Consider the following 22,103-nt stretch of genomic DNA (forward strand, 5'->3'; position numbering starts at 1 on the left):
ATCGCTAATGTCCAAGACCCACCTGTTCGACCTCGACGGCAAGATTGCCTTTGTGTCCGGCGCCAGCCGTGGCATCGGTGAAGCCATCGCCAAGCTGCTGGCCCAGCAAGGCGCCCACGTGATCGTCTCGAGCCGCAAGCTCGAAGGCTGCCAGCATGTGGCGGACGCGATCATCGCCGACGGCGGCAAAGCCACGGCGATTGCCTGCCATATCGGTGAAATGGAGCAGATTACCCAGGTGTTTGCCGGCATCCGCGAGCAGTTCGGCCGCCTGGACATCCTGGTCAACAATGCCGCGACCAACCCGCAGTTCTGCAACGTGTTGGACACCGACCTCGGCGCCTTCCAGAAGACCGTTGACGTGAACATTCGCGGTTACTTCTTCATGTCGGTGGAAGCCGGCAAGCTGATGCGCGAGAACGGCGGCGGCAGCATCATCAACGTCGCTTCGATCAACGGCATTTCGCCGGGCGTGTTCCAGGGCATCTACTCGGTGACCAAGGCCGCCGTGATCAACATGACCAAGGTGTTCGCCAAGGAATGCGCCGAATTCGGCATTCGTTGCAACGCCCTGCTGCCGGGCCTGACCGACACCAAGTTCGCCTCGGCGCTGGTGAAGAACGACGCGATCCTGAAAATGGCCCTGGCGCAGATCCCGCTCAAGCGCGTGGCCGACCCGAGCGAGATGGCCGGTGCGGTGCTGTACCTGGCCAGCGATGCGTCGAGCTACACCACCGGTGTGTCGCTGAATGTGGATGGCGGCTTCCTGTCCTGAACACGTGCCTGGGAGCAAGGGCGCTTGCTCCCAGGCATACCGGCACGGCTAGAAGTCCACGGGGCTCATGTCAATCTTGAACATGACAAGTTTGCCCTCCTTGGACGTCGCGCCTAATAACTTGAATAACTGGCCACGCCACAACGCGTCGGAAACGCGCCTGGCCGCCGGCGTATCGGGCTGGGATAACGCCAGCACTTGCCGCACCCAACTGTCGGTCATTTGACGTGAGCTTGTCGTCCCTCCCAGGCTGACGTTGGCAAGCTCGCCGGCGGAGGTATGACTGACATGCTTGGCTTCCAGAATGTAGATATCGCCTGCCGGGCCTTCAAACACCCGATCAAAGCCATTCTGTCCGCCTCCGTAGGTTCCGCCGGGAAGTACCGTATAGCCATCTTCCGTCAACCGGGCCTCATACATCGCTTCATTCACTTCGCCCTTGCGCTTGTTGTCCCGGGCAGCGTCTTTTTCCCGCCACGTCTCAAGTAATTTCTCTTCGGCCAACGACCGTCTTCTGTCGGGATAGTGCAGTTGCATCGTTCGGCTGATACGCGCCACATTGAAGTTTCCGTCTTTTGAGCAACTGACCGTGCCCAAACCTTGAAACCCATCGAATACCGGCATCCCCGGCGGCAATGGACGTCGGCTTTCCAAGGCACTGCAGATGGAAGCCAGACAGTCATACGGGTAACCATTGCGCCAGATATAGGCATCGATCAGTCGACCTTTTTGCGCGGTTGGCGCACTGCGGACAGTCGGCTCGCAAAACCCGACTATTTGCCGCAAGTAGCCCTGCATGTAGTGATAAACCCGCTGGTCGATACTGCTGTTGCGCAGATCGACCGCCCCCACACGCCCGGCATAACCTTTGATATTCCGGGCCGCTTGAAAAAGATTCGAGAGTTGATCCACAGCCAGCATCGGCACCCAGCTATCGGGCGCGCCACCCATTTCAATAAAAATCCCTGCCCCGCCATGCCCGCCTGCGTCCATCACCTTCCAACGCAGCCTTGCACTATCGAAGCTCACGGGGCAAAAACCTGTGTCCACCGGCAAATAATGTCGGTTGTCGTTTAACCTGAACAGGCCTTCCGGTTCGATACGCCCGGCGTTTACCAGATTGCCTCCCGCCCCCACAGCAAACAGATGGGGTAGAGCATTCGGCACGGCACCTGATGGGTTGCCATAATTGGCATCCATAAAATACTGCTCAGCCCCGATCATGAAGGCTTTCTTGCCCGGGAACGCCAGGGTGTTGGCGGGGGCCGGACTCACCGGCAACGTGTAAAGCCCCAGGTCCCATACCGGATCAATACGCTGGGTCGCCGACAAGCTCACACTGCTCAGTGGGGCGGTCAGCGAGGAAGACGAAGCACTGTGGCTCAGTGACGACGCCGATGAGCTATGACTCAGGCTCGGGGAAGACGAGGACGAACTGGCCGCAGAGTGACTGCGCCAGGTGTTCGTCTGCGGCACCCGGTGCAGTGCCGGGCCTTGTGGCAAGCGCGAATCCGGCGGTCTTTCACGCCATTCCCCGGTCTGCGGATCGCGCACCGCCAGAACGGTGGTGCCGTCGTCCAGGTTCAAGTAAGTGCGCAAATCATATTCACGCAAACCCGTAGCGGGATCAGGAGCCGGTATGGGGTCACCCAGGGCGGCGAAAATGGCCTCTCGGGTGACGGCGGGGGGCGTGGGCAGATCAGTCATGCGCTGATAAGTCGCGCTCGGAACCACTGCGGATGGCGTGTTGCGCACGGGTATCGCTTCAGGCGGCAGGGGCCCGCCGGCAAAATCAACCACAGGAAACGCGGTACGCGCGCTGGGTGCCGCGCCGCTGGGACGATCGACCGGACGCCCTGTAACCGGTGGCACGGAAGGGGAAGTAAATTGCTTCATAGAATGTCCTTGGACTATGTTGTTCAGCCACCCGTAAGAACCACCTCGGCTGCTGATGGGTTCAGGTTGAAACAGCCAGCTCCTCACTGGATAGCCGCCGATGCCTGTCAGCGTCCAGCCTCCAGCAATCCGCCATGACGTCGTAGTAAACGGTGCCCGTTGTCCCATCGGCCATGCCGATGCCGGTCACGTTGATGGTTGGCGTAAACACCGAGGCTCTTTGCCGGTGGTGACGCAAGGACTTCAACAGTTGCGCAATCGAACTATTGCCCGAGGCAGCGACGCTGGCCAGGTACACCTTGCCAAGGTCCAGCCTGACGTCGAAACGCCCGCCGTCCTTTGAATGAATCCGGATGTTTTCCAAGGGAACGTCGGGGTCGTCATACCGGGGGACCCGAATCGACACACTGCCCACCTTGATGTGACCGGGGCTGACAACAATGCTGTCGAGCCGGATATCTTCCGCCAGCGCTGTACAAAAGAAGTCCCAGGTCGATGCATCGGACTCTTTACTCAGCGCCTGCGGTGTTGACAGCTCAACGATCGCCCAGGACGTCAGATAGATTTCGTACACCCCGCCCCGTCCGCATAACACACAGGTTGCCAGGTGAGGGGCCGCGCCCAGGTGCACCCGTTGTGAGTGAGCGGTCAGATTCAGGCTTTTAGGCCTGCGCGGCCTCAAGAACGGGTAATGCCCGTACCTCAGGTTCAGCGAAGCCATTGCGTCCTTGATTTTGTAACCCGGGCTGGCGAAATCACTGACGTAAGACTGCACCGGCGGTAATAGCCGGTACGAAACACCGTCGCGCATCACCACGACAAATTCAGCCTTCAACTTCAAGGCTGACGCCTGTAATGAACCGCCCACGCTCGTCCACGTCGCTGAGGGTTGCGCTGCGTATTCGTCCAGATACAGCGTGCGGCCATCAGCCCACTCAAACTTTATCTTCGCGCCCGTGTAATCCAGGTAGTCGAAGTGGCTCTGGCGTCGCGTGGCCACATGATAGGTCGTATACACCCCTGCCAATTCCTGACTGTCATAGTCCACATACACACAGCATCGGCCCTGCTCCTGGCTTGCATGCGCATCAATGGCCGTCATCCCGTGGCCGCGGCTGACAAAGTAGCTGGACGTGCCTGCCGCCAAGGCAACCGACTGACCGGGTCCCAGAATAATCGGGGAGATCCTGGGGCCGGGAGGCGCCAGCACTTCCATGCTCACCTGCGGCTCCCCGGTCGGGTCCAACGTTTCAGGCAACAAGGGCGCTATTCGATAGCCGTCCTGGGTGAGAAAGCTGAAAAGCGCGTTGGCCAGGTGGCGTTTACCCTCGCGTAGCGTGTAGACATTTTCGATCCCGACACAAGGGCCCGGCAGTTCACCGTCCAGCCCCAGGGTAGACGCCACCTTCAGAGCGTTGCCCGAGATCCACCAGCGTTGAATCCGGCTGAAGGGCCAGTTGAGCATGATGAGGCTGCGCTGCTGGCCGTCCTCCTCGATAACCACGTCCTTGGCGCTCTCAAGAATCTCGAAGTAATCGGCACCTGGCCCGCCATTCACCCTGGCGCTGCCCCGCTGTATCAACAACTGGTCGTCTCCGGCCATTGCGTGGGCCTGGTCGTACTCCCCCTTCAGGACAATACGGTTGGCCTCGTTACTGCCGGTAATCACGCTGGAAGCGCCGGCAAGGGACGCAACATTTTCAATACTCCACAACCCCATGCACTTGAGACCGTCGCGGCCATTGTCGGTCATCAACGTTACGCTGCCCGCCCCCAGGTTGACGTTGAAGCCTGCTGCACGCGGCCCCGGCGTCTCGCCGAGAAAGCTCAGAGTGTCAGCCCCGGTACCGCCCACCAACACCGAGATCGGCACCCGCCCTTCTGCGCCAGAAAAAGTATCCGGCGGTACCTCGAACATGAATTCGTCGTCCTGACTGCCGCCCACCAGGTGCTTGCGACCACCGCCATAGCGAAAGTGGTTCGGGCGATTCGGCACGCCCAACACCGAGTCATCCCCGCCACCCAGCAGCCAGAGCACACCTTTTTCGGGGCCCTTCGCCCCCCAGGTGGCCTCGGGCAATAGATCGACGGCCCCCTCCTTGCTCGCGTCGAAGTAGTCATCCACCTCATGGATGACCGGTTCACGCACCAGCGTGTGAGGGGACTCACCCGCCTGCTCATCCCATTGATGTTTCCAGTGCCGTATCGTCTGCAGGCGGACCTCGAACCTGCCATTGACGATGGCCTGCACACTGTTCTTCATCTCTGCGCCAAGCAATGCCCGGGCTTGGGCCTTGAGGCTTTCTGCGTAGGCACTGCGCGCGCGGCTGGTCTTGTAGCGCTCGAGTACGCTGTCATCCAACTCCACACCGGCAAACGCGAACCAGCCAGTGCGCAGGCGCTCGAGGGTGCTCAGCTCGATGTAATCATCGATCTCATCCACCACTCGACACGCGGCATAAATCCGCGCGCCGACAATCAGCACCGCTGCGGCGATAAGGCCCACGGGCCCGGCCGCGCCGAAGCCCGCCAACGCCGAGACGCCCAGTGCAAGACTGAGGGTTGCGCTGACGAGACTGAAACCGGCCTCGACGTAGAGATCCTGCGCCTGTTTGCCTTCTGCTTTCAGCGCGTTCGAAAGCGCGATGACCGCCTGGGCAATGTCAAAAGGCACGGTCAATACCGAGGCGATCAATCCGGCACCACGGCGCAACAGCAACCCCGCGCGTGATGCGCAGAACCCGCGATAAACCGTATGGCCGGCGCTCATCATTTTCTGGCCGATACGCTCCAACGCCAACTCCAGGCCTAGGGACGCCACTTCTGCGGAAAAGGCGCCGCCCTCGAACAACAGCTCGCCCGTATCCCCCGTTCTGAGCGCTTCGCCTATGCCTCGAATGGCACTGTAAAAACCGTAGAGCTGCAGCCCGGCACCCAAGGTTTGCGCACTCCCGCTCCTGAGCGTATCGGCCCAGCCGGGCAGGCTTTCCGTGGCACTCACGTCGTTGAGGTTGACGCTCTGTACCCGCTGCAGCAGTCGATCGAGTTTGACAATCGCCCCGTCCGAAGCATCAGGCGGGCTCAACATGCCGGGCGCCCACTCCGAACGCAATGACGCCAGTTCAAACAGTGCGGTGGTGGCCTGGTCACAGCTTTCACCGCTGGCGGACGTCAGATACGCCTTAAGGTGCACGGCAGAAAACGTGATCTGATCGATCAATGCCTGATCAGCTTCCTTGACGCGATACCGCTCCACATCAAGTTCCCCGCCCTCCAGGCGCGCGCCCATGTTATCCAGGGCCATGCGGCCAACCGAGATTTCACCGATACCCATCGGCCCCCATGCTGCGTCCAGATCCATCAAGGTCTGTTGACGCAGCGGTAAGACCGACGCGCCGTCGTCCTGCAACTCTTCCATTACGGCACTCCAGTCACTGACGAAGCACGCTTCGTCGTTATCAACGCGAACACCCTGTGCGCGCACTGCGTCGATACTGAAGTGTTGAGGCATGAACCTGGGGTGCATAGGTAGAGCGCGGGTGAATATCCCGCTCAAGCATTCGGCGGTTGCTGGCGAAAACTCACCGCCAGGCGGTTCCAGCCACTGATGCTGGAGACCGCCATGGTCAGGTCCACCAGTTCCTGTTCGCTGAATTCCTCGCGCACGGCGCTGAAGAGTTCGTCCGAAACACTGGAAGTCGGCAGCATCGCCACCGATTCGCACCAGGCCAGTGCCGCCTTCTCCCGCGGCGTAAAGAACGGCGAGTCACGCCATACGCACAGCGCGAACAAGCGTCGCTCCGTTTCGCCGCGCTGGCGCGCCGCCATCGAATGCATATCGGTGCAAAAGCCGCAGTGGTTGAGCTGCGAAACGCGGATCTTGATGAGTTCCAGCAGCGCCCGCTCGATGGACAGGCCAAAGGTGTTCGCCTCCAGCAGCAACATGCCCTTGAGCGCTTGCGGTGACGCGGTGTAGTAGTCCAGACGGGATTCCATGGGCAGCTCTCGGGGCAATGACCGTTCAGCCTAGAACTCTCACGGTGTAAGCCCTATAGCCAATCCGACGGTTTACCCAGGGACCATTTTGAGCGCACCTCGCGAGCGAGTAACCTTGGCGCAGAGCGAAGACCCCGGGATAAAACATGGAACTGCACGTCGTCATCAATGGCCGCAAGGATCTGGCCGAACAGCTGTACCAGCAGTTGCGCGAGGCCATTGGCTCCGGGCGCCTGGCCGCCGGTGCGCAACTGCCGCCCAGCCGCTTGCTGGCCGAACAACTGGGGGTATCCCGCAAGACCGTATCCGACACCTACGCGACCCTGACCTACGAAGGCCTGCTGGTCGGCAAGACCGGCCGCGGCACCTTCGTCAACGCCCGTACGCCGCAGACCGAGCGCCTGCAAACCGCTACCGACCTGGCCTGCGCCGCCAACCTGGCGAAGTGGCAGTCACTGCCTTCGCCCATGCGCCACCCCACTCGCGACAGCACGTTGCGCTACGAATTTATCGGCGGCGCCACCAGCCGCAACCAGTTCCCCCAGGATGAATGGCGGCGCTGCACCCAGGACGCGTTGCGGCGCATCGCCCGGGACAGCGGGTTCTACAGCCAGCCGGAAGGGTTGCCGGCCCTGCGCAGCGCCATCGCCGGGCATATCGCGTTTTCCCGTGGGGTCCAATGCCGCGACAGCGACATCGTGGTCACCAACGGCGCGCAGCAGGCCCTGGACCTCATCGCCCGCGTGGTGCTGGAACCGGGCAGCATCGTCGCCATGGAAGACCCCGGCTACAGCCCTGCACGCCAGTTATTCATGGCGATGGGCGCGCGGGTCATCGGTGTTCCCGTCGATGAGCAAGGCATCCAGGTCGACCGGATCCCCGATGGCGCACGGCTGATCTACGTCACGCCCTCCCACCAGTTCCCCCTTGGCATGCCCATGAGCCTGCCACGTCGGGAAGCGCTGCTGGCGCGGGCCTTCGAGCTGGGTGCGATCATCATCGAGGACGACTACGACAGCGAGTTCCGCTACGAAGGCCGGCCCACGGATTCCCTACAAAGCATGGACAGCCGTGGCGTGGTCACCTACGTCGGGACGTTCTCCAAGACCCTGTTGCCCGAACTTCGCCTGGGCTATGCGGTGCTGCCGCCGGCGATCTACGGCGCGGTGCTCAAGGCCAAGCAATTGACCGACCAGCACAGCTCCACGTTGCCGCAATGGGCGCTGGCCAAGTTCATCAGCGAAGGTTATTTGCTCAAGCATATTCGCCGCTGCCACACCGTGTACGCCGGGCGCCGCGAGCGCATTTTGCAGCGCCTGGCGGGCGACCTGTCGCCGTGGTTCGAAGCGGTGCCCACCGTCGCCGGGTTCCATATGGCGGCGTTGTGCAAAGTACCGGTGAATATCCCGTTGCTGATGGAATTGGCACGCCAGGTGGAAGTCGGCCTGTACCCGCTGGATGTGTTCTTCCACGACACGCCGGTGCGCCCAGGCCTGATCATCGGGTTTGGGGCCATCGAGACCCTCGACATCGACCCGGCGCTGGACAAGGTGCGCGATATTCTCCAGCAGATTGGCTAGGGGGTTTTCCGAAGGATTGGTCATTGGTCCTGGCGCGTCGAGGCTCTAGCCTGTGCGCTGACACCTGACCTAGGAGACCATCGCCATGCCCGACCGTGCCTTCAACACTGTTCACGTCCGCGCGGCTGCCGGGCGCTCCAGGGAATTGGGCGAGCGCCTGCGACAGATCGCCGAGCTCGTGCGCACCACCCCAGGCTGCCTCGAATACGCCGTACAGCGCAGCCCGGTGGACCCCGACCTCTGGACCGTCAATGGCTGCTGGGCCGGTGCCGAACCGCTCAACGCACACTTCGGGCTGCCGGTCCTGCAAGGCTTTATCGAGCTGGCCTCGGCAAACCTGGCGAGCCGGCTTGCGTTCGACCATTGATGGGATTGGCCTCATCACCAATCAGCAGCATGGGTGAAGCCCCCTCCCACCGTCAGCGGCTCACGGGCGCTTGAACTGGCGGCGCAGTTCTTCGATCTTCGGGCGGCACACGCACCCATCAAGGTGATCATTGACCATCCCCATCGCCTGCATCAGCGCATACATCGTGGTCGGCCCCACGAACGTCCAGCCGCGTTTCTTCAAGGCCTTGGACAGGCGCACCGAGGCCGGCGAGGTGGGATTGCCCGTCCAGTAAGCCAGGTCCACCACTGCCGGGCGCTCTTCAGGGCCGGGTTCGAACGCCCACAACCACTGCGCCAGCGAGCCGGTTTCAGCCACCAGCTCACACGCCCGGCGGGCGTTGTTGATGGTGGAAACGATCTTCGCCCGATTACGCACGATGCCCGGGTCCTGCATCAACCGCGCGATATCCGCCTCGCCGTACTGCGCCACCCGGCGAAAATCAAAACCGTCGAATGCCGCCCTGAACGGCTCGCGCTTGCGCAGGATGGTGATCCAGGCCATGCCGGCCTGGAAGCCTTCCAGGCAGATCTTCTCGTACAGCTGAACATCATCCGCCACCGGTACCCCCCATTCGTGGTCGTGATAACGGGGGTATTCCGGCGCGGTCGAACGCCAGGCGCAGTGGGTCAGCCCGGTGTCGTCAGTGGTCAGTCCTGGTTTGTCCATCCATCACCTCATGTGCCAGGCGGCGGATGATAAGCGAAAAAATTTGCGCCCCGCCAACCGCTCAAGCATCAACCTTCGCGACCAACTGGTCAGACCGGGACCTGCCAACCGCCGATTTTTTACTTGTGATTTCAAAAATACCTGGCCTAGACTGGCGACGCACTGGACTTACCGGTATGACCACAACAATTAAGCCCTGGAACCACCAGGGCACCGAATAGAGATCCCTCCCATGCTCAGATGGTGCTCGCGTTCGATTTTCCTGCAAGTCGTGATTGGCCTGATGCTCGGCATTGTGTGCGGCCTGGCCCTTCCCGAATTCTCCTCGCAACTCAAACCCCTGGGTGACGGCTTTATCAAGCTGATCAAGATGCTGATCGGCCTGATCGTGTTCTGCGTGGTGGTCAGTGGTATTTCCGGGGCCGGCGATTTGAAGAAGGTCGGGCGCATCGGCCTCAAGTCGGTGATCTACTTTGAAGTGCTCACCACCATCGCCCTGGTGATCGGCCTGGTCATGGCCTTCAGCACCGGGATCGGCACCGGCGCCAATATCCATCTGGAACAGCTCTCCTCCGCCGGTCTCAATGAACTGGCCGACAAGGGCCAGCACATCAAGGGCACCAGCCAGTTCCTGATGGACCTGATCCCCAACTCGGTGATCGGCGCCTTTGCCGACAACAATGTCCTGCAAGTACTGCTGTTTTCGGTGCTGTTCGGCAGCGCCTTGAACCTGGTGGGCGAAGCGGCCTCCGGTATCACTCGGCTGATCAATGAGCTGAGCCATGTGATTTTCCGCATCATGGGCATGATCGTGCGCCTGGCGCCCATCGGCGTGTTTGGTGCGATCGCCTTCACCACCAGCACCTACGGGCTGGACTCCCTGCAACACCTGGGCAGCCTGGTAGGCCTGTTCTACCTGACCTGCCTTGCCTTCGTCGCGCTGATCCTCGGCGTGGTAATGCGCCTGTCGGGCCTGCGCATGCTGCCGCTGCTCAAGTACCTGCGTGAAGAACTGCTGATCGTGATGGGCACCGCCTCCTCCGACGCGGTGCTGCCGCAGGTCATGCGCAAACTCGAACACCTGGGCATCGGCAGCTCCACCGTCGGCCTGGTGATTCCCACCGGGTACTCGTTCAACCTCGACGGTTTCTCGATCTACCTGACCCTGGCCATCGTGTTTATCGCCAATGCCACCGGCACGCCACTGTCGATGACCGATCTGCTGACCATCCTGCTGGTGTCGCTGATCACCTCCAAGGGCGCCCACGGGATTCCCGGCTCGGCCCTGGTGATCCTGGCGGCAACGCTCACGGCAATCCCGGCGATTCCAGTGGTTGGCCTGGTGCTGGTGTTAGCGGTGGACTGGTTCATGGGCATCGGTCGCGCCTTGACCAACCTGATCGGCAACTGCGTCGCCACCGTGGCCATCGCCCGCTGGGAAAAAGACATCGATATCCAACGCGCCAACAAGGTGCTCGACGGCCAGCAAGGCTATGCCTTCCAGGCCAGGAAGCCGGTAGTGCCGGTCCACCAGGAATTCTAACGCTGTCTCATGGGCAACACTGGCTAATGTGGGAGGGGGCTTGCCCTCGATGAGGACGGTCAGTTGATCTATCTGTAACTGATCCACCGCTATCGGGGGCAATCCCCCTCCCACACTGGATTCGCCCCATCAAGGAACCATCGACGTGATCAGCACCTCAACCGTCGTCAATTCAGTCGTAGAAAAACTCCGCGCCGCACTCAAGCAAGGTCAGTGGCGCCGGGGCGAAATGCTCCCGGGCCAGCGCGAACTGGCCGAACAGCTGGGCATCAGCCGCCCCAGCCTGCGCGAAGCGGTGATCGTGCTCGAAACCCTCGGCCTGGTGCGCTCCATGCCCGGTAAAGGTGTGGTCGTGCTGGAAACCAGCGTCAGCGAACCACAATCGAGCGACGCCGTGGCCGATGCCAGCCTCGAAGACATCCTGCAACTGCGCTACACCCTCGAACCCTTTATCGTCGGCCTGGTAGCCCAGTCCATCAGCAGCAAGGAAGTCGGCCAATTGCGCCTGACCCTGATGGACATGCGCGAAGCCCTGGATGCCGGTGACGCCGAAGCCGGCATGAACGCCTACCTCGATTTTCACGAAGAACTGTTCGCGCTCACCGCCAACCCGATCTTCCAGAACGTGGTGCAGCAAACCAGCACCGCCCTCAAGCAAAGCGCCCAGGTACTGCGCAATTCCCCCGAGCACCTGGCGGAACGCCTGCAGGAAAATGAAGCGGTGGTACGCGCCATCCGCAACAAGAACAGCGCCCTGGCCAGTGCCGAGATGCGTCGGCACATCCTCCAGGAAGGCCTGCGCATGGGCATTCACTTGAACATTCCGGACGACCATCTCGGCAACTGATTTTTTGGAGACAGGCCATGACCGCCCACGCCCTGCAACGCGATCCGATCATTCCTGCCCTGCGCCTGGTGGCCGGTAAAAAGCCTTCGGTGGACGACATCTACCCACGGTTGTTCGACGCCATCCTCGAACAGCGCATCGCCCCGTCCAGCCGCTTTACCGAAGAAGGCCTGGGCGAAACCTTTGGCGTCAGCCGCAGCGTGATTCGTCGGGTGCTGGCCAAGCTGTCCCACCAGCAAGTGGTCATCCTGCGCCCCAACCAGCGTGCCCAGGTCGCGGCGCCGGATGCCCAGCAGACGCGGCAGATTCTCGAAGCGCGGCGCATGACCGAAATCACAGTGGTGCAATTGGCCTGCGCCCAGGCCACGCCCACGCAGATACGCCAGCTGCGCGAGCTGATAGCACGGGAACGCGACGGTAGGGAACGCAACCAGCGTGGGCCGGCGATTCGGTTGTCCGGGGAGTTTCACCTGCAATTGGCGCAGATGGCGGGCAACGCGCCATTGGCGCAGTTTCTCAACAGCCTGGTGCCGTTGACGTCGCTGATCATTGCCCAATACGAAGCGAAAGCCTGCACGTATTGCGCGTGGCAGGAGCATGTGGCGATTGTGGATGCGATTGAGCAACGCGACTCAAGCACCGCAGTGACCCTGATGACCCAACACCTGGATCACCTGGAAAGCAAATTACTCAAACACCACTGACCACCAGATAAATAAAGATCCAAATGTGGGAGGGGCGGTGCGACGATTCGACTTGCCCCCGATAGCAGAGTGTCAGTCAACACATACATGACTGACCCACCGCTATCGGGGGCAAGCCCCCTCCCACATTGGTTTCACCCAGGCATCAAGCCGGTTGCAGCACCGACTGACCACTCAACGCCAGGTCCAGCAGTTCACGGTTTGCCACCGCGTACATGGCGTAGTCCGTGCCGACCGCAGCACGGATTTCCACCATCATTGCGACCCAACGATCAGCCATGTCCTTGTGCTGCTCAAGCCACAGGGCCACGCGGGCTTCCATGTCCTGTGGCGCGTCGGCCATTTGCAGGACGGAAATGGTGATCGCCCGCTGCTGCCAGTCCACATCGTCGCGGAACGCTTCGCGGGCCTGGGCCTGCCAGTTGTTGGCCACGGGCAGATCGCTGATCTGCTGCAGGTACCACGGCAGGTCCAGGGCGCTGCCGACGGCGAAGTAGGCCTTGGCCACTTCGGCGGCGTCATGCCCGGTCACATCAGCGGCTTCGATGATCGGCAGCAAGGTGTACAGGTGGGTCGTGCCTGCAACCATGCGCGCCAGCAACTCCGGCACGCCGGCTTCGGTGTAGGCCTGGTAGCGGGTCTGCCAGCCTTCGCGGGTCGGACCTTCCAGCAGTTCGTCGAGCTTGAGGCCCAGCGCGGCCAGGTGCGGACCGAAGTGCGCGGTGTCACGGCCGGCGTCCTGCTCGTTGCGACGGCTGCGCAGGAACCAGCGCGTGGCACGACGGCCCAGGCGCATCAGCTCATCCATCAACTGCAATTGCACGTCAGCGGAGACCTGGTGGTCCAGGGCTTCGATCTGGCGGAACCAGTGCGGGAGGTGGAAGATGTCGCGCACGATCACATAGGCGCCGGCCACGTTCGCCGGGCTCATGCCGGTCGACTCCTTGAGTCGCTGCACAAAGGTGATGCCCATGTGGTTGACCAGGTCGTTGGCGATCTGGGTGCTGACGATCTCGCGCTTCAGACGGTGGCGACGCATGGCTTCGCCGAACTTGGCCACCAGGCTCGGTGGGAACGCGGTCTCCATGTCGCGGGTCAGGTAGTCGTCATCCGGTACCAGCGACTTGAGCAGCGCTTCCTTGAGGTCGATCTTGCTGTAGGAGATCAGCACCGACAGCTCCGGACGGGTCAGGCCCTTACCGGTGGAAGCGCGCTCGGTGAGCTGCTCTTCGGTCGGCAGGTACTCGATGGCGCGGTCCAGCTTGCCACGGCCTTCCAGGTCGCTCATCAGGCGCTTGTACTCGGCGGCACGCTCGTAGGCACGGCGCGCAGCCAGGGACAGGGCCTGGGTCTGCTTGTAGTTGTTGCCCAACACCAGGCTGCCGACTTCGTCGGTCATGCTCGCCAGCAACTGGTTGCGTTGCTTGTCGGTCATATCGCCGGCCTGCACCACTTCGTTGAGCAGGATCTTGATGTTCACTTCGTGGTCGGAGCAGTCCACACCACCGGCGTTGTCGATGAAGTCGGTGTTGGAGCCGCCGCCATTGAGGCCGAACTCCACACGGCCCAGCTGGGTCATGCCGAGGTTACCGCCCTCGCCCACCACCTTGCAGCGCAGCTCGTTGCCGTTGACGCGCAGCGCGTCGTTGGCCTTGTCGCCTACATCGGCGTGGCTTTCGGTGCTGGCCTTGACGTAGGTGCCGATACCGCCGTTCCACAACAGGTCCACCGGTGCCTTGAGCAAGGCGTTCAGCAGTTCGGTCGGAGTCAGCTTGTCGGCCGAAATGTCGAAGCGTTCCTTCATCTGTGGCGAGATAGCAATGCTCTTCGCGCTGCGCGAGAAGATACCGCCGCCTTCGGACATGATGCTGGTGTCGTAGTCGGTCCAAGCCGAACGCGGCAGCTCGAACATGCGCTGGCGCTCGACGAAGCTGGTGGCCGGGTTCGGGTTCGGGTCGATGAAGATATGCAGGTGGTTGAAGGCCGCGACCAGTTGCAGCTTGTCGGACATCAACAGGCCGTTACCGAACACGTCACCGGCCATATCACCGACGCCCACCACGGTGATGCTGTCTTCCTGCACATTGATGCCGCGCTCACGGAAGTGACGCTGCACACCGACCCAAGCGCCCTTGGCGGTGATGCCCATTTTCTTGTGGTCGTAACCGGCGGAACCACCGGAGGCGAACGCGTCGCCCAGCCAGAAGCCGTAGTCGATGGCGATGCCGTTGGCGATGTCGGAGAAGGTCGCGGTGCCCTTGTCCGCGGCTACCACCAGGTACGGGTCATCGTCGTCATGACGCACGACGTTGGCCGGCGGCACCAGGGCGCCGTCCTTGAGGTTGTCGGTGATGTCCAACAGGCCGGAGATGAAGATGCGGTAGCAGGCGATGCCCTCGGCCGCGATCTCGTCGCGGCTGCCGCCCAGTGGCAGGCGACGCGGCAGGAAGCCGCCCTTCGCACCCACCGGCACGATCACCGAGTTCTTCACTTGCTGGGCTTTTACCAGGCCGAGCACTTCGGTACGGAAGTCTTCTTCACGGTCGGACCAGCGCAGGCCGCCACGGGCCACGTTGCCAAAGCGCAGGTGCACGCCTTCGACGCGGGGCGAGTAGACGAAGATTTCAAACTTCGGCACCGGCTTGGGCAGCTCGGGGATCGCGCGCGGGTCGAACTTGAAGCTGAAGTACGACTTGTTCTGGCCGTTTGCGTCGGTCTGGTAGAAGTTGGTGCGCAGGGTGGCCTTGATCAGGTCCAGGTAGCGCCGCAGGATGCGGTCTTCGTTGAGCACCTGGACGTCGTCCAGGGCCGTGAGGATCGCTTGTTCCAGGCGTTGCTGCTTGTCTTCCAGGTCATCGGCAGTGAGCTTGCGCGCCAGGTAGAAGCGGGTCTTGAACAACCGGGTCAACTCGCGGGCGATGTCGGTGTGGTTGTTCAGGGTGCTGGCGATGTAGCCGAGGTCGAAGCCCAGGCGGATCTGCTTCAGGTAACGGGCGTAGGCACGCAGCAGCGCGACGTCGCGCCATGGCAGGCCGGCGGTAAGTACCAGGCGGTTGAACGCATCGTTCTCGGCGTCGCCATGCACGATATGCACGAACGCATCCTGCAGGGTGTCGTTGAGCTGCTGGATGTCCAGGTTCACGCCTTCGGCGGCGATGAACGCAAAATCATGGATCCAGAACTCGCGGCCGTTGGCATGACGCAGGCGGTACGGGAACTCACCCAGCACGCGCAGGCCGAGGTTTTCCAGGATCGGCAGCACGTCGGACAGTGCCAGTGGGGTATCGGCGTGATACAGCTTGCAATGCAGCTCGCGTTGGCCGGAGACCTGGCCCAGGGGCTGATAGAAGCTCATCACCAGCGGGTTGGCTTCGGTGAGACTGAGCAGGTGCTGCATGTCGACCACGGCCGAATGCGCAGCGAAACGCTCGCGGTAGCCGGCCGGGAAGCCTTTCGGGAAGTCCGCCAGCACGTTGGTGCCGTGGGCTTCGCCGAAGCTTTCCACAACGAGGCTGGAGTAGTCGTCCTGCCAGCTGCGGCAGGCCTGCACCACTTCTTTTTCCAGTTGCAGCGGGTCGATGTCCAGGCGGTTCTTCGGGTCGACCCGCAGAATCAGTTGCACGCGCGCCAGCACGGATTCGGAGAAGAAGGTCCAGAACTCGCAGTCCGAAGCTTTCAGGCGATCCATCAGCACTTGCTGGATCTTCTGGCGCACTTCGGTGGAATAGATGTCGCGCGGCACGTAGGCCAGGCAGTAGCAGAAACGACCGTACGGGTCTTTGCGCAGGAACACGCGGATCTTGTTGCGTTCCTGGATCTGCACGATCGACATCACGGTGCTGAACAGCTCGTCGACCGGGGTCTGGAACAGGTCGTCACGGGGCAGCACTTCAACCACCTGGGCAAGCTCCTTGCCCAGGTGCGCCTTGGCCTGGAAGCCCGAGCGGCGTTCGATTTCTGCGACCTTGCGGCGGATATACGGGATCACGCGCACGCTTTCGCCGTACACCGACGAGGTGTAGAGGCCCATGAAGCGGCACTCCTTGATCACCTTGCCGTCGGCATCGATCTGGCGGATCGACACGTAGTCCGGGTAAGCCGGGCGGTGTACACGGCTCGGGTGCGCGGCCTTGGCGAACGACAGCACGGTCGGCTCGCGCAGGTACGACACGGCGTAGTCTTCGATGCGCAGGTCGTCGGCAGTGAGGCCGGCGCGCAGCAGCTTGGTCAGACCGAGGAACGAGCCGGCGTCATATTCGATATGACCACCGTCCGCCTCGTCACGTACCACAAACTCTTCATAGCCGAGGAAGGTGAAGTGGTTGCCCACCAGCCATTCCAGGAAGTTCTTGATCTCGGCTTTTTCTTCGCCGTCGATGCCGAACGGGCTGGCGTCGATACCGTCGAGCAGCTCCTGGACCTTGGCCTTCATCGGTTCGAAATCGGCCACGGCCACGCGCACTTCGCCCAGCACCTGCTCAAGCTCTTTGCTCAGCACGTTGAGTTCGGCGGCATTGGCGCAGCGGTCGATTTCCAGGTACATCAGCGATTCTTGCTCGATGCCTTCGCCCTGGGTGCCCTTGGGCAGGATTTCCAGCAACTCGCCCTTGCTGCCACGGCGCACGCTGAGCACGGTGGTCTGCAGGGTGTGGATACTGTAGCCACGGCGGTTCAGCTCGGTGCGTACCGAGTCCACCAGGAATGGCAGGTCATGGTGCAGCACTTCGACCGCGGTGTGGGTCGATTGCCAGCCATGACGTTCGTAATCGGGGTTGTAGACCCGCACTTGCGGTTGGGTGTGATCAAAGCGCTCAAGCAGGCGCCAGGCGGACAGGGTGCAACCGGCCAGGTCGGAAAGGCGACGCTGGGTCAGTTCGTCGAGGGAAATGATGCCGAAGAATTGTTCAGCGAACAGCGCCACTTGTGGCAGTGCCTGTTCACTGATGTGCTGCGCCAGTGCCGCTTGCAGTTGATGCTGGAAGTCGGCCTTGCTGGCTGCGGTGAAGAACGCCATCTGTGGTACTCCGCTTGGGCTTGTTATTGATGGAAGCGTCGCGTGTTATCCCCTGGTGGGGAGACCGTCAGCTCTGTTCGCAGGTAACGAGTTAAGCACCATAAACGAATCAGAGTGACAGGTGGGTGAAGCTGGACAAGACAATGAGGTCACATACAACTTCCATAAGATGCGCACCTTGCCGGGTGACGGTACGACGGGCAGGTCAGGCGCCTGGCACGTGCACATCCGTTGCGCAGCTTAACGAGTGTGGGAAGCCGGGTGCTTGCGGTGCTGCGACATATTCGGTCATCGGTACGCAGGCTTGGGGTTGCGACTTGGGCAACCCGGAATTCCCGGTGGAAAAACCGGCTACTTTCCCGCCCCGGAGTACCGAAAATGACTGGTATTGCCCGTCAGGTCATGCGCTGGGTCTGACACAGGAAGCAGCACAAAATTCGCCGCAATGGCACAATTGCCTACGCAACGCCCTACCCCAGACAGGATTCCCCATGCTGCAACTGAAAACCGACGCCCTGATGGCCACCCCGTGCGACGACGAAGAAGACAACATGGCCATGCTCTGCTGCCACGGCAGGAACGGCGAGATGTTCATGCTCACCCGCTACCCCGACGAAGACGAAGTGGAGCTGACCTGGGACTACGAGCCGTCGACCCTGGACGGGCTGAAAGTCACCCTCAGCGACACGACATTGCGGGTAGAGCTGGCGGCGGGCGATGCCGATGCACTGGGCGGCAAGGACCAATTGGAGATAACCCACGCCACCGCCGCAGCGGAGATGGCAGAAGTGGAACAAACCCTGCAGAACATTCTCAAGGGCACCGGCACCTACATCCGCGCCTGAATCGCACTGGCGCAGCCTTCACCGATGCACTCGACCGTTGGTCGGTACTGTTATTTCTAACAGTACCCGGCCCCGTGTTTCCGGTCTTAGCTGAGCAAAGCAACGGTGACTGCACGGGTGCCTTGATGAAATCCCTCAGCAAGTTTCTGGCCATTGGCCTTTTGGCTACGGTTTCATCAGCGCTGGCGGCATCCGCAGCCAACACTGACTATTCACACTTGATCCTGCTGATCAAAGACGACGGATCCAGGTCGCGAAATCTTCAGGACCTCGTCGACCCCTCCAGCACCTTCCAGCACCGCGTGCCCAACATCAAGCCGCTGGTAACGCCGAGCAAGACCCGCACGCTGGCGGATGCAGAAGCCCTGCGCAGGCATCGGCTGGACCGCTACTACATCGTCGACACGCGCCACTTGAGCCACAGGCAGGCTGACGCACTGCGCCAGCAACTCAAGCAAGACCCCGCCATAGAAGACGTCGACTTTGAACCCGTGGTGGAGGGCATGCACGAGGACAAGGCCGACCCCATCCCGGGCAGTGCGCGCGGCAGCATACCGGACCATACCGGACGCCAGCACTACCTGCTCGGCCGACAAGCCGTGCCGCCCTACAAGATCGGCGGCGTGAATGCCGTGCAGGCCTGGAAGGTTCCCGGTGGCAAAGGCCAGAACATGCGGGTGGTCTCTGCGGAAATAGATCATTGGGCCTACAACCACGTGGACCTGCTCAAACCTTTCCTGGAAGTCGATGCAGGGGCTCTCACCGGCCACCACGACACGGCCAGCGTCGGCACCATCGGCTCCAGGGAAAACGGCTTCGGCACCACCGGCATCGTGCCCCATGCACAACTGGGCTATTCGCAATATGGCACCAGCCGCCTGATGCAGACCGCAGAACTGCTGAGCCCCGGCGATGTGGTGCAATTAGGCGTGCATCTGGCTTACACGTCCTTTCCAGCAGCCGTGTGCACCCAGAGCTGCTTTATGCCCATCGAGTACAACCCCACAGTACGGGACATCATCACCTACATGACGATGGAAAAAGGTGTGCATGTCGTACTGGCTGCGGCAAACGGCAATATCAATCTGGATCACCCCTACTTCAACGGCTACTTTGATCGCAATAAATTCGATTCCGGCAGCATTTATGCTGGCGCCGTCACACCCACCACCGGCCTGAGAGCCTATTTCTCCCAATATGGCCGACGCGTCGACCTGTTCAGTTGGGGCGGCTCCGTCACCACGACGACCTGGAGCACCGCCAACCCCACCAGCGCCTATACCCACACCTACAGCGGCACCTCGTCCGCCAACCCGATCATTGCCGGGGTGATGGCATCGCTGCAAGGTGTGGCGCGGGCCAATGGCCTGGGCAACCTCGCACCCAAGGAGCTGCGCAGAATCCTGGTAGAAACCGGCTATCCACAAGCCAACGGCAACCGCACCGAGATTGGCGTGCAGCCGGACCTGGAGGCCGCCATCCGCAAACTGCTTGCCGACGGCGTCGGCCAACCGCCCACGGGCCGGCTGGCCATCCCCGAGCAAGCCAAATCGGGAGAGACGTTCAACGGCCATGTCTATGCTGAATCGCCCACGCAAAAACCGTTGATCTATCGCTGGAATGCCGACGGGTTTACCCCTCCGGACGGGGATGGGCCGACCTTGTCATTGACCGCCCCGCCCGTAACCGCCGATACCCCGACCTCGATTTCCGTGGCGGTCTCCGACGGCACCCACACCCTCAACCTGAGGGAAAACATGACCATCAAGGCCCCTGACGCGCCTCCGGTCGGCGACTGCGCCGCCCCCTGGATTGCGAGCAAGGTGTATGCCGTGGTCGGCGAAAAAGTCTCCTACAGCGGTTACAACTACCAAGTGGCGCACTGGACGCAAAACGCTCGCCCCGATCTGAACTTTGTTGAAACCGGCTCCGCCAAGCCCTGGCGGCGCCTGGGCACCTGCGGCAGCGGGCTGCCGGTCGCCAGGATCACCGGCCCTTCCAGTGTTGAAGCCGGCAAGGCGGTGCTGTTGTCGGGGGCCTCCTCCACGGGCCAAGGCTTGCGCTTCGCCTGGGCGGCCACTGGCTTCAACCCGGACTCTTCGGCGCAAGCATCCAGCAGCTTTATTGCTCCGAATACGGCGGGAACACGCGTCATCACTCTGACCGTCACCGATGAACGCGATCGCCGCGCGACGGCCAGCCACACCCTCACGGTGACCGCCGGCACCCCCGCCAACCGTCCACCCGTCGGCAGCCTGCAGGGCAGCGAAACGGTCGATTCGGGCAAGGCCGTGACCTTCATAGCCAACGTCAGCGACCCTGACGGCGACCCGATGAGCTACACCTGGACGCGCCCGGCCGGCTTCACCGGCACCATCGGCAATACCCGCAGCATCACCCTCACCGCCCCTGCCGTCAGCGGCGATACCCGCGTTACCGTCAGTGTCGTGGTCAGTGACGGGCGCGGCGGTACGCTGCGACTGGAAAAACCGATCACCGTCAAGGCCCCGCCACCTTCGGGCAGTTGTGGCGATATTCCGGCGTGGTCGCCCACCAAGGTGTATTCGACCTACGCAGAGTCGGTGTCGTACAACGGCAGGGTCTACAAACAGAACTTCTACAGCCGCGACAAACGCCCGGATCTCAACTCTGCCGAGCACAGCCAGCCTTGGCATACCGGGGTGCCCTGCCGTTGAAGCAAAGGCGGTGAGCGGGCACGCCTGCTCGCCGCCCTTTGGGCCTCTCACACAATTTTCCTACAAGTTTTGCTAAAAATACCCCGTGTGCCGTTAGTCGCCACCCCCCGCCATGCATTAAAGTAGGCGCCCCAGGCTGTCGTTTGTTACATGACGCACAGGCTCATCTCTCCAGGAACCGTCATCGATGGAACATCGTGAAGCGCTGCTCGCGCTGCGAACCTTTCTTTCTACGCAGATTCTCGGCCAGGAAAAACTCATCGATCGCCTGCTGATCGCCCTGCTCGCCGACGGCCATATGCTGGTGGAAGGCGCGCCGGGCCTGGCCAAGACCAAGGCGATCAAAGAGCTGGCCGAAGGTATCGAAGCGCAGTTCCATCGTATCCAGTTCACCCCCGACCTGTTGCCCGCCGACATCACCGGCACCGAGATCTATCGCCCGGAAACCGGCAGTTTCGTGTTCCAGCAAGGGCCGATCTTCCACAACCTGGTGCTGGCGGACGAGATCAACCGCGCCCCGGCCAAGGTGCAATCGGCGCTGTTGGAGGCCATGGCCGAGCGCCAGGTCAGCGTCGGGCGCAGTACATACGACCTGTCCCCGCTGTTTCTGGTGATGGCCACGCAAAACCCCATCGAGCAGGAAGGCACCTACCCGCTGCCCGAGGCCCAGCTCGACCGTTTCCTGATGCACGTCAAGATCGGTTTCCCCGACGCCGCCGTCGAACGGCGCATCCTGCAACAGGCCCGTGGCGAAGCCCTCAATGGCGAAACCAAGCCCGAGCGCCGCGTCAGCCAGCAGGCGATCTTTGCCGCGCGCAAGGAAATCCTCGGCCTGTACATGGCCGATGCGGTGGAGGAATACCTGGTGCAACTGGTCATGGCCACGCGCACCCCGGCCAAGTTCGACCCGGAAATGGCCGAGTGGATCGCCTACGGTGCCAGCCCCCGTGGCTCCATCGCCCTCGATCGCTGCGCACGCGCCCATGCGTGGCTGGCCGGTCGCGACTTTGTCAGCCCGGAAGACATCCAGGCGGTGCTGTTCGACGTGCTGCGTCATCGCATCATCCTGTCGTTCGAAGCCGAAGCGGCCGGGATTGACCAGGACCGTGTGGTGCAACGCATTCTCGACGTCGTTGCCGTCGCTTGAAGT

At 61.9% G+C, this 22,103-nt stretch carries 14 protein-coding genes; 9 read left to right on the plus strand and 5 right to left on the minus strand.

The genetic code is table 11. The features are described from left to right. Nucleotides 1-7 precede the first annotated feature (7 nt). A complete protein-coding gene (locus tag AC07OT_RS03620; RefSeq protein ID WP_027608558.1) occupies nt 8-775 on the plus strand; it encodes an SDR family oxidoreductase in 768 nt (255 codons plus the stop codon). A 48-nt stretch (nt 776-823) separates the two neighbouring features. On the opposite strand, the gene AC07OT_RS03625 is transcribed toward AC07OT_RS03620, so the two are convergent. From AC07OT_RS03625 to AC07OT_RS03635, 3 genes are all read right to left on the minus strand, one after another. Next, on the minus strand, nt 824-2,671 hold the full coding sequence (locus AC07OT_RS03625) for a hypothetical protein (RefSeq protein WP_495107500.1): 1,848 nt from the start codon (nt 2,669-2,671) through the stop codon (nt 824-826). A gap of 61 nt (nt 2,672-2,732) precedes the next feature. Continuing rightward, nucleotides 2,733-6,089: a hypothetical protein gene (locus AC07OT_RS03630; protein WP_495107501.1), complete on the minus strand. Its 3,357-nt coding sequence runs from the start codon at nt 6,087-6,089 to the stop codon at nt 2,733-2,735. A 134-nt stretch (nt 6,090-6,223) separates the two neighbouring features. Beyond that, nucleotides 6,224-6,667, minus strand: a complete 444-nt coding sequence (locus AC07OT_RS03635; RefSeq protein ID WP_495107502.1) for a carboxymuconolactone decarboxylase family protein — start codon at nt 6,665-6,667, stop codon at nt 6,224-6,226. Between the two features lie 146 nt (nt 6,668-6,813). Between AC07OT_RS03635 and pdxR the strand changes: the two genes are divergently transcribed. Together pdxR and AC07OT_RS03645 are read left to right on the plus strand one after the other, a co-directional pair. Further along, nucleotides 6,814-8,247 carry a MocR-like pyridoxine biosynthesis transcription factor PdxR gene (gene pdxR / locus AC07OT_RS03640; protein WP_495107503.1) on the plus strand — a complete coding sequence of 478 codons (1,434 nt, stop codon included), beginning with the start codon at nt 6,814-6,816 and terminating at the stop codon, nt 8,245-8,247. 85 nt (nt 8,248-8,332) lie between these two features. Then, nucleotides 8,333-8,614 (plus strand): putative quinol monooxygenase, encoded by a 282-nt coding sequence (locus tag AC07OT_RS03645; RefSeq protein ID WP_495107504.1) that lies wholly within the window; start codon nt 8,333-8,335, stop codon nt 8,612-8,614. Between the two features lie 60 nt (nt 8,615-8,674). Here the strand turns inward: AC07OT_RS03645 and AC07OT_RS03650 are convergent, their stop codons facing one another. Beyond that, complete coding sequence (locus tag AC07OT_RS03650) at nt 8,675-9,304, minus strand: DNA-3-methyladenine glycosylase I (protein WP_495107505.1); 630 nt, start codon at nt 9,302-9,304, stop codon at nt 8,675-8,677. A gap of 217 nt (nt 9,305-9,521) precedes the next feature. Here AC07OT_RS03650 and AC07OT_RS03655 point away from each other — a divergent pair, with 217 nt between their 5' ends. The 3 genes from AC07OT_RS03655 (at nt 9,522) to AC07OT_RS03665 (ending at nt 12,398) form a co-directional block, all read left to right on the plus strand. Further along, complete coding sequence (locus AC07OT_RS03655; RefSeq protein ID WP_169899436.1) at nt 9,522-10,847, plus strand: C4-dicarboxylate transporter DctA; 1,326 nt, start codon at nt 9,522-9,524, stop codon at nt 10,845-10,847. A 145-nt stretch (nt 10,848-10,992) separates the two neighbouring features. Then, nucleotides 10,993-11,694: a FadR/GntR family transcriptional regulator gene (locus AC07OT_RS03660; protein ID WP_027608565.1), complete on the plus strand. Its 702-nt coding sequence runs from the start codon at nt 10,993-10,995 to the stop codon at nt 11,692-11,694. 17 nt (nt 11,695-11,711) lie between these two features. Beyond that, complete coding sequence (locus tag AC07OT_RS03665; RefSeq protein WP_495107506.1) at nt 11,712-12,398, plus strand: GntR family transcriptional regulator; 687 nt, start codon at nt 11,712-11,714, stop codon at nt 12,396-12,398. 145 nt (nt 12,399-12,543) lie between these two features. Here the strand turns inward: AC07OT_RS03665 and AC07OT_RS03670 are convergent, their stop codons facing one another. Then, on the minus strand, nt 12,544-17,412 hold the full coding sequence (locus AC07OT_RS03670) for an NAD-glutamate dehydrogenase (RefSeq protein WP_065942030.1): 4,869 nt from the start codon (nt 17,410-17,412) through the stop codon (nt 12,544-12,546). Between the two features lie 491 nt (nt 17,413-17,903). Between AC07OT_RS03670 and AC07OT_RS03675 the strand changes: the two genes are divergently transcribed. From AC07OT_RS03675 to AC07OT_RS03685, 3 genes are all read left to right on the plus strand, one after another. After that, on the plus strand, nt 17,904-18,257 hold the full coding sequence (locus tag AC07OT_RS03675) for a hypothetical protein (RefSeq protein WP_065927991.1): 354 nt from the start codon (nt 17,904-17,906) through the stop codon (nt 18,255-18,257). 125 nt (nt 18,258-18,382) lie between these two features. After that, nucleotides 18,383-20,953, plus strand: coding sequence for a S8 family peptidase (locus tag AC07OT_RS03680; protein ID WP_495107507.1), 2,571 nt, complete (start codon nt 18,383-18,385; stop codon nt 20,951-20,953). A 187-nt stretch (nt 20,954-21,140) separates the two neighbouring features. Next, nucleotides 21,141-22,100: an AAA family ATPase gene (locus AC07OT_RS03685; protein ID WP_003174327.1), complete on the plus strand. Its 960-nt coding sequence runs from the start codon at nt 21,141-21,143 to the stop codon at nt 22,098-22,100. The last annotated feature ends 3 nt before the right edge of the window (nt 22,101-22,103 follow it).

It is taken from the genome of Pseudomonas sp. GW821-FHT09C10, assembly GCF_059418085.1.